Genomic DNA, 15,261 nt, shown 5'->3' with positions numbered 1-15,261 from the left:
TGCATCGTTCGGCATAACCGACAATGGGGAGGGCAGCTCCCCGCCAACACGCACGAGAGGACGGGACCCCCATGTCCGAGGCCCCGAAGAACCGGGTCCGCCACCGCGGTCTGACCGCGCGCGACATCGCCCTCATCGGCGTGTTCGCGGCGCTGCTGGCCGTGCTCAGCATGCCCGTGGCCATTCCGGTCGGCCCGGTGCCGATCACGCTGCAGACGCTCGGGGTGATGCTCGCCCCCAGCCTGCTCGGCGCCAAGCGCGGGACGCTGGTGGTGCTGACCTTCCTGGCCCTGGTCGTGGCCGGGCTGCCGCTGCTTCCCGGCGGGCGCGGCGGGCCGGCGCCGTTCCTGGGCCCCACGGGCGGCTACATGCTCGGCTGGGTGTTCGGCGCCCTGGTCATCGGCCTGCTGGTGAACCTGATGCTGCCGCGCTACCGGTTCTGGCGCGGCCTGGGCATCAACATCGTCGGCGGTATCGGCGTGGTCTACCTGGTCGGCGTGCCCTGGAGCGCGGTCGCCCTCGGCGACGAGCTGCTGGGGCTGATCACGGGAGCGGGCGTGTTCCTGCCCGGGGACCTGGCCAAGGCCGCGCTGGCGGCGGGCATCGCCGCGGCCGTGCACCGGGCCTACCCGGTGCCGCCGGCCGGACGGCCGGTCACGGCCGGCGCCGGCGAGGACGCCGCTGCGAGTGGCGCGGACGCCTCCGACTCCGCCGCCCCCGACTCCGGCGACCCGCGGGACCGCGCGGAATGACACTGCGGCTGGAGCGGGTCTCCCACGCCTACGACGGGCGCGCGGTGCTGCGCGGCGTCGACCTGGAGCTGAGCGAGCACCGGATCGGCGTCATCGGCGCCAACGGCTCCGGGAAGTCGACCCTGGCCCGCACGCTCAACGGCCTGGTGCTGCCCGACTCCGGCCGCGTGCTGGTCGACGGGCTGGACACCCGCCGCCACGCCCGCGAGATCCGGCGCCGGGTGGGCTTCGTCTTCTCCGACGCCTCCGCGCAGATCGTCATGCCCACGGTGGCCGAGGACGTCGCCATCGGCCTGCGCCGCAGCGGGCTGAGCGCGTCCGAGCGCAGCGCGCGGGTGGAGGCGGTCCTGCAGCGCCACGGCCTGGCCGGCCACCGCGACCACCCCGCGCACCTGCTCTCCGGCGGCCAACGCCAGATGCTCGCACTCGCGTCGGTGCTGGTCACCGAGCCGCAGGTGCTGGTGTGCGACGAGCCGACCACGCTGCTGGACCTGCGCAACACGGCGGTCATCGAGGAGACGCTCGGCGCTCTGCCGCAGCAGGTCGTGCTGCTCACCCACAACCTCGACAGCCTGGCCGGGTTCGACCGGGTGCTGGTGATGGACGAGGGGCGCGTGGTGTTCGACGGCGCCCCGGCCGAGGCCGTGGCCCACTACACCTCGCTGATGCGGCCGGAGGCCCGCGGCAGCCGCCCCGGGGACGGCGCTGCGGGCGCCGAGGGAGGCGCGGGCACGCCTCCGCCGGCTCCGGGAGGCGGGCTCCGGCGATGAGCACGGCCGGGCTCTACGTCCCGCCGCGCTCGCGCCGGGCGGTGCTGCACCGGCTGCCGGCCGGCGCCAAGCTGCTCGGCCTGGTGCTGGCCGTGGGCGCCGTGGTGGCCGCCGCGAACGCCGCCGTCGCGCTGGCGGCGGCCGCGTCCGCCGCCCTGCTGCACCCGCTGTGCGGGGTGGGCGTGCGCCCGGCACTGCGCACCCTGCGCGCCCTGGCGCCCTTCCTGGCCGCGATCGCGCTGTTCCAGTGGCTGGCGGGGGACTGGCCGTCGGCGGCGCGGGTGTGCGGTCAACTGGTCGCGGCGGCGCTGCTCGCGGGCCTGGTGACCGCCTCGACGCGGGTCAGCGAGATGCTCGACCTGTTCGAGCGCCTGGCGCGCCCGCTGGCCCGCTTCGGCGCCAACCCCCGGCGGGTGGCGCTGGTGCTCGCGCTGACCGTCCGCTGCATCCCGCTGGTCGCCTCGGCCTGGCGGACCTCCCGCGAGGCCTACGTCGCCCGCGGCCTGCGCGGCCGTCCCCACGTGATGGTGGTCCCGGTCATCGTGGGCCTGCTGCGTTCCGCGGACGCGCTGGGCGAAGCGCTCACCGCTCGCGGAATCGACTGAACCGCCCTGGCGCGAAGCCGCCCCGAATGGCATATTCGGTGCATCCCAGGCGGCCGGAGCGGCTTCCTCCGCGATAGGCCCGTGTCCACCGCGGGCGCTCCGGTGCGCCAGGCGCCTGTGCGACGGTGGAGGACGAGCGGTGCGACGGCAGCCGACCGGCGGCCGGCCCCACATGCCGCCCCGTGTCCCGCGCGAGCCGGGCGACCCGCCGGAGCGCGGCACCGAACCGCGGCGGCCGACTCCATGGGCGCTGCCGCAGCTCGCGTTCCCGCGGCGCCGCACCCGCGTCCTCGCGCCCGCCGACGAGCCGGACGGCGCCGCGCCGCCCGCCGCGCTCCGGGGCGGGGCACGCCCGCCGGTACCGCGCCGGCGGCTGGGGGCCCTCGCCGCCGTGCTGGCCGCGGCCGCCGCCGCGGTCGCCGTCGCCACGGCGCCGGCGGAGCCTCCGCGGGTCGGCGGCGCCGCGGTGCGCCCCTCTCCCGCCGGGTCCGGCGCCCCGATCGAGACCGCCGCCGCGCTGACCCCGCGGGAGCGCGACCGCATCGCCGGCCTGCTGGACGACCACCTCTCCGGCCGCCCGGGCCGGCTGGTGCTGGCGGTGCAGGAGACGCGCACCGGCGCGGCCTTCGGCTACGCCGCCGACACCGGGTTCAGCACCGCCAGCGCCGTCAAGCTGGACCTGGTCGTGCACATGCTGCTGCGCGCCGAGGAGCGCGGCCGCTTCCTCACCGACCGCGAGAAGGCGCTCGCCGAGCGGATGATCCGCTACAGCGACAACGAGGCCGCTGACACCGCCTACCAGCACAACGGCTTCACCCCCGGGTTCGAGTACGCCACCCGGCGCCTGGGACTGCGCGAGACCCGGCCCCACCAAGGCGGGGCCTGGGGGCTGGGCACGACGACGGCCGAGGACCGGCTCCGGCTGCTGCGCTCGGTCTTCACCCCGGCCAGCCCGCTGAGCGAGCGCAGCCGCGACCACGTCCTCTCGCTTATGGGCTCGGTGGCGCCGGAGCAGGCCTGGGGGATCAGTGCGGCGGCGGACCCCGCCGGCTCCGCCCGGCTCAAGAACGGCTGGGCGCCCGTGCGCGGCGACGGCGGGTTGTGGACCGTGCACAGCACCGGCGGCATCGTGCGCGGTGAACGCGAGTACCTGGTCGCGGTGCTCTCCGACGGCCAGCCCGACTACGGCACCGGCGTGCAGAGCGTGGAGGGCGCCGCCGCGCTGGTGGTCGGGGAGATGGCCGAGGCACTGGCGTGAGACGCCGGGCGCCCGCCGCGGTCGGAGCACTCGACGGCCGCGCGGCTAGAGTGGGGAGCCGGTTTCAGCAGTGGTTGTCGGGCGGAACGGAGCACCCGGAATGATCGATCTTCGCTCGGATACGGTCACGAAGCCCACCCCCGCGATGCGGCGGGCCATGGCCGAGGCCGACGTCGGCGACGACGTGTTCGGCGAGGACCCGACGGTCCGGGCGCTGGAGGAGGAGACCGCAGCCGTGCTGGGCAAGGAGGCCGCGTTGTACGTGCCCTCCGGGCACATGTCCAATCAGATCGCGGTCTATGTGCAGACCCGCTCGGGCGAGGAGGTCTGGTCCCACCGCCTCGCGCACGTGGTCGCCAACGAGCAGGGCGGCACCTCGGTGCTGGCGCGGGTGCTGCCCCGGCTGCACGACTCCGAGTCCGGCTACCCCGACGCCGCCCTGCTGGAGCGGTGGGCGCGGGGCGTCGACGACGTGCACCGCGCCCGGCCGCGGCTGATCTGCCTGGAGAACACCTTCTCCGGCCTGGTCGTCCCGCCCGCCGAGCAGGAGCGCATCACCGCCTTCGCCCACGACCGCGGCATGCTGGTGCACCTGGACGGCGCGCGGCTGTGGAACGCCGCCGTGGAGCTGGGGGAGACCCCGGCGCGCCTGGCCCGGGGCGCCGACACGGTGTCGGTGTGCTTCTCCAAAGGGCTCGGCGCCCCGGTGGGCTCCGCCCTGGTCGGCGACGCCGCGGCGATCGCCGCGGGTCGGCGGGCGCGCAAGCTGCTGGGCGGCGGCATGCGCCAGGCGGGGATCGTCGCCGCGGGAGCGCTCTACGGACTGCGCAACCACGTGGACCGGCTCGCCGAGGACCACGAGCGCGCGCGGCGCCTGGCCGAGCGGATCTCCCTGACCCCGCCGCTGGGAGCACGGGCGCGCACCAACATGATCCTGGTCGACACCCCCGCCGGCCGCGCGCAGGAGCTCGCGGACCTGTTCGCGCGCGAAGGCGTCGGCTGCGTGCCGATGGGGGAGGACCGCATCCGCCTGGTCGTCCACCTGGACCTCTCCGACGCCGACGTCGACGCCGCGGCCGAGCGGATCGCCAAGGCCGCGGCCGCCGCGTGAGGCGCTCCCCGCGGCGCCGCAGCGCACCGTGGAGCCCCGGCAGGGCGCAGCGGGTGCCTCCGGCGCACCGCCGGACGGCACCCGCTGACGGGCGCCCTCGGGCCCGACTCAGCCGGTCGGCGCCGGCAGGTCGACCAGGCCCGACAGTGCGAGCCGGTGCCGGTCGGCCGTGCCCAGCGCGATCGCGTCGCTCTTGGCCCGCTTGAGGTACAGGTGCAGCGGGTGCTCCCAGGTGAAGCCGATGCCGCCGTGCAACTGCAGCGCCTCCTCCGCGGCCTTGACCGCCACACCGGAGACGAACGCCTGCGCGAGCGAGGCGCCGACCTCGGCCTCGGCCGCCTCCGCGGCCCCGGCGCCGGGCTCGCGCACGGCAGCAGCCGCGCTGGCCGCGCTGCGCACCACCGCGCGCGCCTGGGAGATCTCCACCCACAGGTCGGCGAGGCGGTGCTTGATCGCCTGGAACGAGCCGATCGGGCGGCCGAACTGGGTGCGGGTCTTGGTGTAGTCGACCGTGGCGTCCAGTGCCCACTGGGCGACGCCCAACTGCTCCGCCGACAGCAGAGCCGCACCGGTCACCAGCGCGCGGCGCAGCGCCCGCTCGGCGTCGGATCCCGCGGCCACGCGCCGGCCCTCAACGCCCTCCAGAGCCACGTCCGCCAGCGGGCGGGTCAGGTCCAAGGTGACCACCGTCTCGACCCGCGCCCGGTCGGCCGGCACCACGTAGAGCCCCGGCCCCTGCTCGCCCACGGCCGGTACGACCAGCGTGTCGGCGGTCGTGGCGTCGACGACGCCGCGCACCGCGCCCTGCAGCACGCCGCCCTGCTCGCGCACCGTCTCGGGGAAGGCGGAGGCCGGAACGCTCGCGAAGGGGGCGGCGAGCGCGGCGGTGGCGTCGCCGCCGGCCAGCGCTCCCAGCTCCGACTCCGCCCGGTCCCGGGCCTCCAACAGGACCGCGGTCGCCAGCACCGCGCTGCCCATGAAGGGCACCGGCGCCACGCCGCGCCCCAGCTCCTCGGCGACCACCGCGCTCTCGCGCAGGCTCGCTCCGGCGCCGCCCAGCTCCTCGGGCACGGGCAGGCCGGCGACGCCGATGCCGGCCAGGTCCTTCCACAGCGCCGTGTCGACGACCCCGTCGCCCTCGACCCGCGCGAGCACCGCCTCGGGCGGGCTCTTGTCCTCCAGCAGCGAGCGGACGCTCGCCCGCAGCTCCTCTTCGACCTCGCTGTAGAGCAGGTCGAGCCGGTTCTCGCTCATCGCGCCCCCCGGTTCGCGCGCGCGGGGCGCGCCGCCGTCGTCTCCGTGCCGTGCGGCCTCACTTGGGCAGGTCCTTCCATGCCACGTCCTTGTCCACGCGGGGCTCGGGCGGAAGGCCCAGGACCCGTTCGGCGATGATGTTGCGCAGGATCTCGGAGGTGCCGCCCTCGATGGAGTTGCCCTTGCTGCGCAGGTAGTGGAAGCCGGCCGAGCGCTTGGCGAACTCGACGCCCTCGGGACGGCGGAACGTCCAGTCGTCGTAGGTCAGCCCCTCGCCGCCGAGCATCTCCAGCTCCAGGCCGGAGATCTCCTGGTTGAGCCGGGAGAAGGAGAACTTGGCCGCCGAACCCTCCGGGCCGGGCTGGCCGACGGCCAGCTGCTGGCGCAGCCGCTCCTTGGTGAGCCGCGCCGCCTCGGCCTCCACCCACAGCCGCAGCAGCGAGTCGTGCAGGCCGGGCGTGCGCACCTCGGGGCGCTCGCGCCAGATCCGCGCGACCGCGCCGATGAGCCCGCCCTCGCGCGGCTCCGGGTGGCCGCCGATGGAGACGCGCTCGTTCATCAGCGTGGTCTGGGCGACGCGCCAGCCCTCGCCCTCGCCGCCGAGCCGCTGGGAGTCCGGGATGCGCACGCTGTTCAGGTAGACCTCGTTGAACTCCGCCTCGCCGGTGATCTGGCGCAGCGCGCGCACGTCCACGCCCTCGGCGGCCATGTCGCAGACGAAGTAGGTGATCCCCTGGTGCTTGGGCACGTCGGGGTCGGTGCGGGCGACGAGGATGGCGAAGTCGGCGCGGTGGGCCAGCGAGGTCCACACCTTCTGGCCGTCGACGGTCCAGGTGTCGCCGTCCCGCACCGCCCGGGTGCCCAGCGCCGCCAGGTCGGACCCGGCGCCGGGCTCGCTGAAGAGCTGGCACCAGATCTCCTCGCCGGTGTAGAGCGGCTTGAGATAGCGCGCGCGCTGCTCGGGGGTGCCGAACGCGAGGATGGTCGGAGCGGCCATCCCCAGGCCGATGACCAGCGCTTCGCGGCCCTCGGGGGCGAATCCCAGGCGCTCGAACTCCCGGTCGACGACGGGCTGCAGGGCGCGCGGAGCGCCCAGCCCGCCCTCGCCCTCGGGAAAGTGCACCCACGCGAGGCCGGCGTCGAAGCGCGCGGCCAGGAAGTCGCGCTGGCCGGTGGTCCGCGGGTCGTTGCGGGCGGCGAAGTCGGCGACCCGCCGACGCAGTGCGGAGGCGTCGAGCGACGCCCCCGCTGGGGCAGTGGTCATGGAATCTCCCTTTCAAGCAGGTGGCGGTGGAAGAGGGGAGGGGCGGGGGTCAGTCGCGTGGTCCGCCGGCGACGTAGACGACCTGGCCGGAGACGAAGCCGGCCTCCTCGCCGGCGAGGAAGGAGACGGTGGCGGCGATGTCCTCGGGGCGCCCGGCGCGGCGCACCGGGATCTGGGCGGCGGCCGCCGCCTTGAACTCCTCGAAGTCCATGCCCACGCGCTCGGCGGTCGCCTTGGTCATGTCGGTCTCGATGAAGCCGGGCGCCACGGCGTTGGCGGTGACTCCGAACTTGCCGAGCTCGATCGCCAGGGTCTTGGTGAGGCCCTGCAGGCCGGCCTTCGCGGTGGAGTAGTTGGCCTGGCCGCGGTTGCCCAGCGCCGACGTGCTCGACAGCGAGACGATGCGGCCCCACCCCTGGGAGGTCATGTGCTCCTGGGCGGCGCGCGACATCAGGAAGCTGCCGCGCAGGTGCACGTTCATCACGGTGTCCCAGTCGTCCTCGGACATCTTGAACAGCAGGTTGTCCCGGATCACGCCGGCGTTGTTCACCAGGATCTGCGGCGGCCCGAGCCGCTCGGCGACTTGGGAGACGGCGGCCGACACCTGGTCGGCGTCGCTGACGTCGGCGCCCACGGCGACCGCCTTCCCGCCGTCGGCCGCGATCAGGTCGACGGCGGCCTGCGCGTCGCTCTCCTTGAGGTCGACGACGGCGACGGCGCGTCCGTCGGCGGCCAGTCGGCGCGCCGTGGCGGCGCCGATACCGCGAGCGCCTCCGGTGACGATCGCGACACGTGGGGTCTCTGCCATTGCTACCTCCGGTTGGGTGGTCCGGGACACATCGAGCAGATACTATCGGCCTCATACCGACCGGGTGGTATGTGGGGTGGTGTGCAGGTCGGATGCCGGGTTGCGGCCGGTTGAACTGCGCAGGGGCCGACCGGCCCGGCCAGGGGCGGGCGCACCCGTCCACGCGGCGCGCATGAGGCACTAGCGTGGTCGCCGGGCCGAGCCGACCGCACAGTGCGCTCCGGCCCGAATCCCGCTGTGCGGAAGTCCGTGCTCCCGGCCGAATCGAGGGCAATGGCGTTGTTCGACGCCCACCTCCACATCATCGACCACCGCTTCGCGCTGCCCGGAAACGCCGGCTACCGGCCCGAGCCCTTCTCCGTCGCCGACTACCGGGACCGGACGCGCGAGCTCGGTTTCACCGGCGGCGCCGTGGTGGCCGGGTCCTTCTCCGGAACCGGCCAGGACCACCTGGTGGCGGCGCTGCGGGAGCTGGGGCCGGCCTTCGTCGGGGTGGCGCAGCTGCCGCCCGACACCTCCGACTCCCACCTGCGCGACCTGCACGCCGCGGGAGTGCGCGCGCTGCGGCTGAACCTGTACCGCGGCGCCGTCGACGACCTCGACTCCCTGGTGCAGCTGGGCCGGCGCGCCGCCGAGCTGCTCAACTGGCCCACCGAGATCTACGTCGACTCCCGCGACCTGCGCGCGCTGGCGCCGCGCGTCGCGCCGCTGCCGCGCATCAGCGTCGACCACCTCGGACTCTCCGCAGAGGGCCTGCCCGCGCTGCTGGCCCTGGTGGGCTCGGGTGCGCGGGTCAAGGCGACCGGATTCGGCCGCGGCGATCTGGACGTGGCCGCCGCACTGCGCGCCGTCGCCGCGGTCAACCCCGGCGCTCTGATGGCGGGCACCGACCTGCCCTGCACCCGCGCCCCGCGCCCGTTCGACCCGGCCGACCTGGAGCTGATCACCGAGGCGCTGCCGCCCGCGGCCGCCGAGGCGGCGTTCGGCGCCAACGCACGCGACTTCTACGGGCTGCCCGCAAGCGGACGGCGGTGAGCCTTCCGCGGCGCCGGCACTCCCCCGGACGGGGGTGCTGGTACCACCTCCGGGGTGGGGGCACCCGGCCACTACTCGAGGTAGTCGGGATTCCGCCGTCGGCGGCTGTAGTGTGACGCTGTGAATCCGCCCGCGGCGCGTGACCGGCACACCTCCGCGCCCCCGGGCGACCGCCCGGCGCGCTCCACCGGGCGATCACTCCGCGGCCATCCGCTATTGGCCGGGAGAGGTGAGGCTGGAGAAAGGCCCCACCAGGACCGAGTGGAAAGAGGCGGTGGCCATGTCGCTCGCCGGCACCCCGGTGCGCACACGGCGCACGGTGTCCGGTCCGGCCGTGCGGGACTCCGCGCCGGCCCCGATCGCCGACCCCGGCGCGCGGGGGTGGCGGGTGTGATCGTCGTCGCCCACCGCGGGGCGTCGGCGTACGCGCCCGAGAACACCCTGGCGGCCCTGCGGGCGGCCCGCGAGCGCGGCGCCGACATGGCCGAGATCGACGTGCGCCAGACCGCAGACGGCGCCTTCGTGGTCCTGCACGACTCCTCGCTGCGCCGTACCACCGACGTGGCCGAGGTGTTCCCCCGGCGCCGCAGCTGGCACGTCGGTGACTTCACCCTCGCCGAGATCCGCCGCCTGGACGCCGGATCCTGGTTCGGCCCCGAGTTCGCCGGCGAGCGCGTACCCACCCTGCAGGAGTGCCTCGAGGTCCTGCGCGACGAGCGGCTCGGCGCGCTGGTCGAGCTGAAGGTGCAGCGCCGCGACCGCTCGATGGCCCACCGCCTGGCGCAGGAGCTGCGCACCGACCCGCACTGGGGCGAGGCCGGCGCCGAGGGGCGGCTCATCCTGCAGAGCTTCGACTGGGTCACCCTGCGCGCGATGGCCGGCGACGTCCCCGGCCTGCACACCGCGGCGCTGGGCAAGACCTACGGCCGCTACGGGCTGCGCCGGATCGCCCAGTACGCGCGCCTGATCAACCCGCACCACCTGCGCGTCTCGGCGCCCTACGTGCGCCACGCCCACGCTCAGGGGCTGTCGATGTTCGGCTGGACCGCCAACAACCACCAGGCGATCCGCCGGCTGATCCGCGACGGCGTCGACGGGATCATCACGGACTACCCCGACCGCGTCCACAGCACCCTGCTGGCCGCCTGAGTCCGCCGCCCGCCCGCACGCCTCACCGCCCCGCCCGGTGTCCCCCGGTCGCCCCGCCGCGGCGGGGCCCGCTCGCCGTCCCGGGCGCCTCCACCCCACACCGCGCGCGGCCCCCGCGGCGCCCGGGCTCCCACGGCGCCCGGGCTCCCACGGCGCGCCGTGGACGGCGTGCGGCGGCCGTGTCCTCCCCGGCGCCGCGGTGTTCTCGCAGGTGTGCGGACCGGCGCCGAAACGCCGGAGAAAAGTGTGGGCCGAAGTCCCCGCTTTCTCTGATGTGCGGCCCATCGGTGTCCTAGGATGCGTGCAAGCGGAGAATGCACGTGCATATGGCTCATGCGCGTGCGCACGCAAGGAGGTTCCGCGAGCCGGCGCCCCGGCCCGGAACCCGATACACACGACTGCGAGGGGATCGCGGTGACCGGACAGCCAGCCCGCGAATCAATGGGAAGACTCGGAGACGGGGAGCGTCCGGGGGCGGTCTCGGCTCCCTCTCCCAGAGCGTGGTGGACCTCCGCCCTGCTGGGCGGGTCGCTGCATGCGCCGGCGGCCCAGCCCTCCCGCGCCTACGCGCTGTCCTGGAGCCTGGACGCGCAGCCGGGCGCGGCGGGCGTCGCGAGGGGCATCTGCGCCGGCGTCCTCAGGGAGTGGCACCTGCCCGAACACGCCGCCGACGTCGAACTCGTCGTCTCCGAGCTCGTCACCAACGCACTGCGGCACGGCCGCCGCATCCACACCGCAACGGGCGCCGACGACCCCATCCGGTTGAGTATGCTGCGGCGCGGAGGCGAGCTGGTCTGCGCGGTGCGGGATCTCAGCGACCGGATGCCCGAGCGGCGCGACCCCGACTTCAAGTTCGAGAGCGGGCGCGGTTTGCACCTGGTCGCGTCCTTCTGCAGTGGATGGGGTGTTCTGCCCGTACTGCCCGCCGGCAAGCACGTCTGGGCGCGTTTCGGCTGAGACGTCCTCGTCTGCGGCGCCCCCGGTGAGCGGGGCGGCCGGTCCGTCGTGCGTACGCCTGCAATCATCGCGGATTCACGTTGCGGCCCATCGAGTTGTCGCCGGGATCGGCGATATCGTGGTGCGTGCGTGGATGTTCCGCGCGACGCGGCGACCCTTGAACACCGGTCGGGTCGCGGGGAGCGATGAGTAGGGAGGCAGCGGCTGTGGACATAGCTCGTCTGAAGCGGGGGAGCGGTCCCACAGTCCGCCGAATGCTGCTCGGGTCCGAGCTGCGCAAGTACCGCGAGGCGCGCGGGCTGACCCGCGGCGAGGCGGGCCACTACATCCGCGGTTCGGAGTCCAAGATCAGCCGGATGGAACTGGGGCGGGTCGGCTTCAAGGTCCGCGACGTCGAGGACCTGCTGAAGTTATACGGCGTCACCGACAAGGACCAGGTGCAGACCATGGTCCGCCTGGCGCGCGAGTCCAAGAAGCCCGGCTGGTGGCAGGAGTACGGCGACGCGCTGCCCAACTGGTTCCAGGTCTACGTGGGCCTGGAGGAGGCCGCCACCCGGATCCGCGTCTACGAGGCGCAGTTCGTGCCCGGCATGCTGCAGACCGAGGACTACGCCCGCGCGGTCATCTCGGCCGGGCGCTCGATCCCCGACCCGCTGCTGGAGGACCGCGTGGCGGTGCGGATGCGGCGCCAGCGCCACATCGAGGACGGCGGCTGCCGGCTGTGGGCGATCATCGACGAGGCCGCGGTGCGCCGCCCCGTCGGCGGGCCCGATGTTATGCGCGGCCAGCTGGAGCGGCTGATCGAACTGAGCGACCGCCGCAACATCACGGTGCAGATCGTGCCCTTCAGCGCCGGCGCGCACGCCGCCGAGGCGGGGTCGTTCACGATTCTGCGCTATCCCGACTTCGGCCTGTCCGACATCATCTACCTGGAGCAGCTCACCGGGTCGATGTGCCTTGACCGCCGGACGGAGATCGACGCCTACACCATGGCGATGGAGAAGCTGAGCGTGATCGCCCAGCCGCCCACCTACACGAGGGACATCCTCAAGGGCATGATCGACGACCTCGACTAGCACACCGCCGGTCGGCGTCCGGCCGTAGTGGGCGGCGCACTCGGTGCGCCCCGCGAAGCGCGAAGCGCCGTTCTTCCGGCGCGTTGGCGCGCTGCAATGGGGACCGGTGCCGCTCGGGCACGGCCGAGGAGGGTGGCCGAGGCGGGCCTCCGCCGGCCGGCGGGAACGCACCGGGGGAGGTGGTCCCGGGGCGCCGCGCAGGCGGACAGCGCCCTGTCACGACATGCCCCAGCGCACCACCGGGCGGCCTCCGCCCCACCCGTATTCCGCACTTGGCCGTTCGTCTCCGGCCTTCGGTCGGCCGACGGCGTGACGGCCCCGTCATGCCGCCCGTTCCCGCCGCCCGCCGTGTCCCCTCCCGCTGTGTGCCCCCTCGCGACCATGCGAGGCGGCGGCGCCTCTTCCGCCGATCCCGTCGCGACGGCTCGGGCCGGTCGTGCGTTGACAAAGCGGAACATTGATCCGTATGTTAATCGGAACAATGATCCGGTTGTTGATGCGGCCAGGCGGGCGCGACGGCCTGCCCGCCCGCGGGCCGCGCCCGGCAGCCGGGACCGTCGAAGGGAAACGCCCATCATGAGTGAACCCGCCGCCGCAGCCGCCGCCCCCGGCTCACCGGCCCCCGTCGTTTCGGTCCGGCCGGTGGTGCTGCCGGTGCCCGGCCGCGCCGTGGACTTGCAGGTGCGGGTCTCCGCGCCCATGACCGGGAGCGGGCTGCCGATCGTCCTCCTCTCGCACGGCCAGGGGAACTCCAACAACCTCTCCTCGCTGAACGGCTACGCGCCGCTGGCCGACTTCTGGGCGGCGCACGGCTTCGTCGTCGTCCAGCCCACCCATCTCAGCTCCCGGGCGCTGTCCCTGGATCCCCGGACCCCTGGGGCGCCCTTCTTCTGGCGGTCGCGTGCCGAGGACATGACGCACATCCTCGACCGGCTCGACGCGGTCGAGGCCGCCGTCCCGCAGCTCCGCGGCCGACTGGACCGCGAGAAGGTCGCCGTGGCCGGGCACTCGATGGGCGGGCACACCGCCGGGCTGCTGCTGGGCGCCCGGCTCACCGATCCCGAGGACGGGCGGGAGGCGGACCTGACCGAGCCGCGGATCAAGGCGGGCGTGCTGCTGGCCGCACCCGGCAGAGGCGGCGATGCCCTCACCGAGTGGGCGGTCGAGAACATCCCGTTCGCCTCGACCGCGGACTTCTCCCGGATGGCGGCCCCCGCGCTCGTGGTCGCCGGCGACAAGGACGCCTCCTCCTTCCTGACCAACCGGGGGCCGGACTGGCACGCCGATCCGTACGTGCTCGCGCCGGGCCCCAAGTCCCTGCTCACCCTGTTCGGCGCGGAGCACGGGCTGGGCGGGATCGCCGGCTACGACGTCGCCGAGACCACGGACGAGGACCCCGTAAGGCTGGCCGCGGTCCAGCGGCTCACCTGGGCCTACATGCGCACCGCGCTCGACTCCGGGGATCCGGCCTGGCAGCAGGCGTGCGACGCGCTGGCCGCCGACGCCGACCCGCTCGGACGGGTCGAGTCCAAATAGGCCGCGCCGGCCGGCGGCCGGCGTGCGCGCGTCCGGGCGGCGGGGGTTCCCGACGCGCGGAGCCCCGCTCCTCGCGGCGATCAGGCCGCAGGTGCGGGGCTCCGTGGGGTCTGCGCCGGTCGCCGAGTCGGTGTCGGGGCGCGCATGCGGCCGGCTGCGGGGTGTCAGCCGACGAGGTTGTCGAAGTCGCCGTCCTTGGCGCCGCCGATGAGGGCGTCGATCTCGGCCTGGGTGTAGAGCAGCGCGGGGCCGTCGGGGAAGCGGGAATTGCGCACGGCGATGGAACCGTCGGTCAGTCGTGCCATCTCGACGCAGGCTCCCTGTGAGTTGCTGCGCCGGCTCTTCTGCCAGGTGACGTTCTGGAGCTCGGTGGCCGCGATGCCGTTGTAGGCGCTCATGGAGACTCCTGATTCTCTGCGGAGCTGATTGGTGCACAGGCCGATGCACTGTCCGATGCACGTGCATTAGCACCGTACTTTGTGCAGGATAGCGCACGTGCATCGTCCTGTCCGCCCCTCGGGACACCTTTCTGGTGGTCAAGGGCGTGCCGACGCCGACGGCCCGGAGTCCCCGCGTCGGGGGCTCCGGGCCGTCGGCGTCGCTGTGGGCGGAGGCGCGGTGCGGCTCGCGTCAAGAGCAGCCGAGCGCCTCCGTGAGGGTCGTCAGGTTGGCGCGCATGATGGAGGGGTAGTCGTCGCCCGGCGACTTCTCGGCGACGCCTTCGACGGGGTCGAGCACCGCCGTCTTCGCGCCGGTCTCCGACGCGATCGTCTCGGCGGCGCTGGAGTCGCTCAGGGGCTCGGTGAACACGGTGCCGATGCCCTGCTCGCGCACGGTCTCGGCGACCTCGGCCAGGCGCGCGGGGGTGGGCTCGGCGTGGGAGTCCACACCGGTGGGGCTGATCTGGTGCAGGTCGTAGCGGTGGGCCAGATAGCCGAAGGCGCTGTGGCTGACGACGATGTCGCGGCTGTCGCACTCGGCCAGGCCCTCGGAGTACTCGGTGTCGATGTCGCCGAGCGTGCCGGTGACCGACTCCGCGTTGGCGGCGTAGTCCGAGGCGTGGTCGGGGTCGATCTCGCTGAGGCGGTCGGCCAGGCCCTCGGCGGCCGCGGTGAAGCGCTCCGTGTCGAGCCACATGTGCGGGTCGAACTCGCCGTGGTCGTGGCCGCCCTCGCCGCCGGACTCCTCGTGGCCCCCGTCGTGGCCCTCCTCGTGGCCGCTCTCGTCGGCGGAACCGCCGGACTCCTCGTGTCCGTGGTCGTGGCCGCCCTCGCCCTCGCTGTGGTCGTGTCCGGACGAGCCGGCGTTCTCCTCCAGCGTCCGCAGCTCGACCAGGTCGGCGACGTCGAGCGCGTTGTCGCCGCCCTGGGAGGAGACGGCGTCGTCGACGGCCGGCTGCAGGCCGCCGATGTAGAAGGCGACATCAGCGTTGCCGACGCTGCCGATCTGGCGCGGGGCGAGCTCCAGCTCGTGCGGGTCGGTGCCCGGCCCGGCCAGGTTCTCCACGTCGACGTGATCGCCGCCGACCTGGGAGGCCAGCCACTGCAGCGGGTAGACGCCCGTGACCACGCTCAGCCGGTCGCCCGAACCGCCTTCCTGCCCGCCGCCGCAGCCGGAGGCCGTGAGTATCCCGACCGCGCACACCGCGGCCGCCTTGACATAGCTCCGTCGTCCCATGGCTTCATC

General features: G+C 74.4%; 15 protein-coding genes. 10 read left to right on the top strand and 5 right to left on the bottom strand.

Annotation, left to right across the window (positions count from 1 at the left end):
• Positions 1–71: 71 nt before the first annotated feature.
• The 5 genes from ABD284_RS13865 to ABD284_RS13845 all read left to right on the top strand — a co-directional run bounded on the left by ABD284_RS13865 (position 72) and on the right by ABD284_RS13845 (position 4,496).
• Positions 72–752 (top strand): biotin transporter BioY, encoded by a 681-nt coding sequence (locus tag ABD284_RS13865; RefSeq protein WP_344143363.1) that lies wholly within the window; start codon positions 72–74, stop codon positions 750–752.
• The gene (locus ABD284_RS13860) at positions 749–1,522 is read left to right on the top strand and encodes an energy-coupling factor ABC transporter ATP-binding protein (protein ID WP_344143362.1); all 774 of its coding nucleotides are present in this window, start codon (positions 749–751) and stop codon (positions 1,520–1,522) included. The genes ABD284_RS13865 and ABD284_RS13860 overlap by 4 nt, the downstream gene beginning before the upstream one ends.
• On the top strand, positions 1,519–2,127 hold the full coding sequence (locus ABD284_RS13855) for an energy-coupling factor transporter transmembrane component T family protein (RefSeq protein WP_344143361.1): 609 nt from the start codon (positions 1,519–1,521) through the stop codon (positions 2,125–2,127). Before ABD284_RS13860 ends, ABD284_RS13855 begins: the two co-directional genes overlap by 4 nt.
• A gap of 139 nt (positions 2,128–2,266) precedes the next feature.
• Entirely contained in the window at positions 2,267–3,385 is a 1,119-nt protein-coding gene (locus ABD284_RS13850) for a serine hydrolase (protein WP_344143359.1), read from the top strand.
• Positions 3,386–3,485: 100 nt separating this feature from the next.
• Positions 3,486–4,496, top strand: coding sequence for a threonine aldolase family protein (locus tag ABD284_RS13845; protein WP_344143358.1), 1,011 nt, complete (start codon positions 3,486–3,488; stop codon positions 4,494–4,496).
• Between the two features lie 108 nt (positions 4,497–4,604).
• On the opposite strand, the gene ABD284_RS13840 is transcribed toward ABD284_RS13845, so the two are convergent.
• Genes ABD284_RS13840 through fabG form a run of 3 tightly spaced genes read right to left on the bottom strand, consistent with a single transcriptional unit; the run spans position 4,605 to position 7,822 of the window.
• A complete protein-coding gene (locus tag ABD284_RS13840) occupies positions 4,605–5,750 on the bottom strand; it encodes an acyl-CoA dehydrogenase family protein (RefSeq protein ID WP_344143357.1) in 1,146 nt (381 codons plus the stop codon).
• A 58-nt stretch (positions 5,751–5,808) separates the two neighbouring features.
• Entirely contained in the window at positions 5,809–7,014 is a 1,206-nt protein-coding gene (locus ABD284_RS13835; protein WP_344143356.1) for an acyl-CoA dehydrogenase family protein, read from the bottom strand.
• Positions 7,015–7,063: 49 nt separating this feature from the next.
• Entirely contained in the window at positions 7,064–7,822 is a 759-nt protein-coding gene (gene fabG, locus ABD284_RS13830) for a 3-oxoacyl-ACP reductase FabG (RefSeq protein ID WP_344143355.1), read from the bottom strand.
• Between the two features lie 273 nt (positions 7,823–8,095).
• On the opposite strand from fabG, the gene ABD284_RS13825 reads away from it, so the two are divergent.
• From ABD284_RS13825 to ABD284_RS13805, 5 genes are all read left to right on the top strand, one after another.
• Positions 8,096–8,857, top strand: a complete 762-nt coding sequence (locus ABD284_RS13825) for an amidohydrolase family protein (RefSeq protein ID WP_344143354.1) — start codon at positions 8,096–8,098, stop codon at positions 8,855–8,857.
• 390 nt (positions 8,858–9,247) lie between these two features.
• Positions 9,248–10,006, top strand: a complete 759-nt coding sequence (locus tag ABD284_RS13820; protein ID WP_344143352.1) for a glycerophosphodiester phosphodiesterase — start codon at positions 9,248–9,250, stop codon at positions 10,004–10,006.
• 441 nt (positions 10,007–10,447) lie between these two features.
• Complete coding sequence (locus ABD284_RS13815; protein WP_344143351.1) at positions 10,448–10,963, top strand: ATP-binding protein; 516 nt, start codon at positions 10,448–10,450, stop codon at positions 10,961–10,963.
• Positions 10,964–11,217: 254 nt separating this feature from the next.
• Positions 11,218–12,039 carry a helix-turn-helix domain-containing protein gene (locus ABD284_RS13810; protein ID WP_344143350.1) on the top strand — a complete coding sequence of 274 codons (822 nt, stop codon included), beginning with the start codon at positions 11,218–11,220 and terminating at the stop codon, positions 12,037–12,039.
• 576 nt (positions 12,040–12,615) lie between these two features.
• Positions 12,616–13,575, top strand: coding sequence for an alpha/beta hydrolase family protein (locus ABD284_RS13805; protein ID WP_344143349.1), 960 nt, complete (start codon positions 12,616–12,618; stop codon positions 13,573–13,575).
• Positions 13,576–13,739: 164 nt separating this feature from the next.
• Here ABD284_RS13805 and ABD284_RS13800 read toward each other — a convergent pair whose 3' ends face one another.
• Positions 13,740–13,973 (bottom strand): DUF397 domain-containing protein, encoded by a 234-nt coding sequence (locus ABD284_RS13800; protein WP_344143347.1) that lies wholly within the window; start codon positions 13,971–13,973, stop codon positions 13,740–13,742.
• A gap of 232 nt (positions 13,974–14,205) precedes the next feature.
• Positions 14,206–15,252, bottom strand: coding sequence for a metal ABC transporter substrate-binding protein (locus tag ABD284_RS13795; protein ID WP_344143346.1), 1,047 nt, complete (start codon positions 15,250–15,252; stop codon positions 14,206–14,208).
• Between the last annotated feature and the right edge of the window lie 9 nt (positions 15,253–15,261).

Source organism: Streptomonospora arabica (assembly GCF_039531585.1).
Classification (GTDB): Bacteria; Actinomycetota; Actinomycetes; order Streptosporangiales; family Streptosporangiaceae; genus Streptomonospora; species Streptomonospora halophila.
Note: the sequence above shows the minus strand (reverse complement) of the source record. Positions and strands in the feature narration are given on the sequence as shown.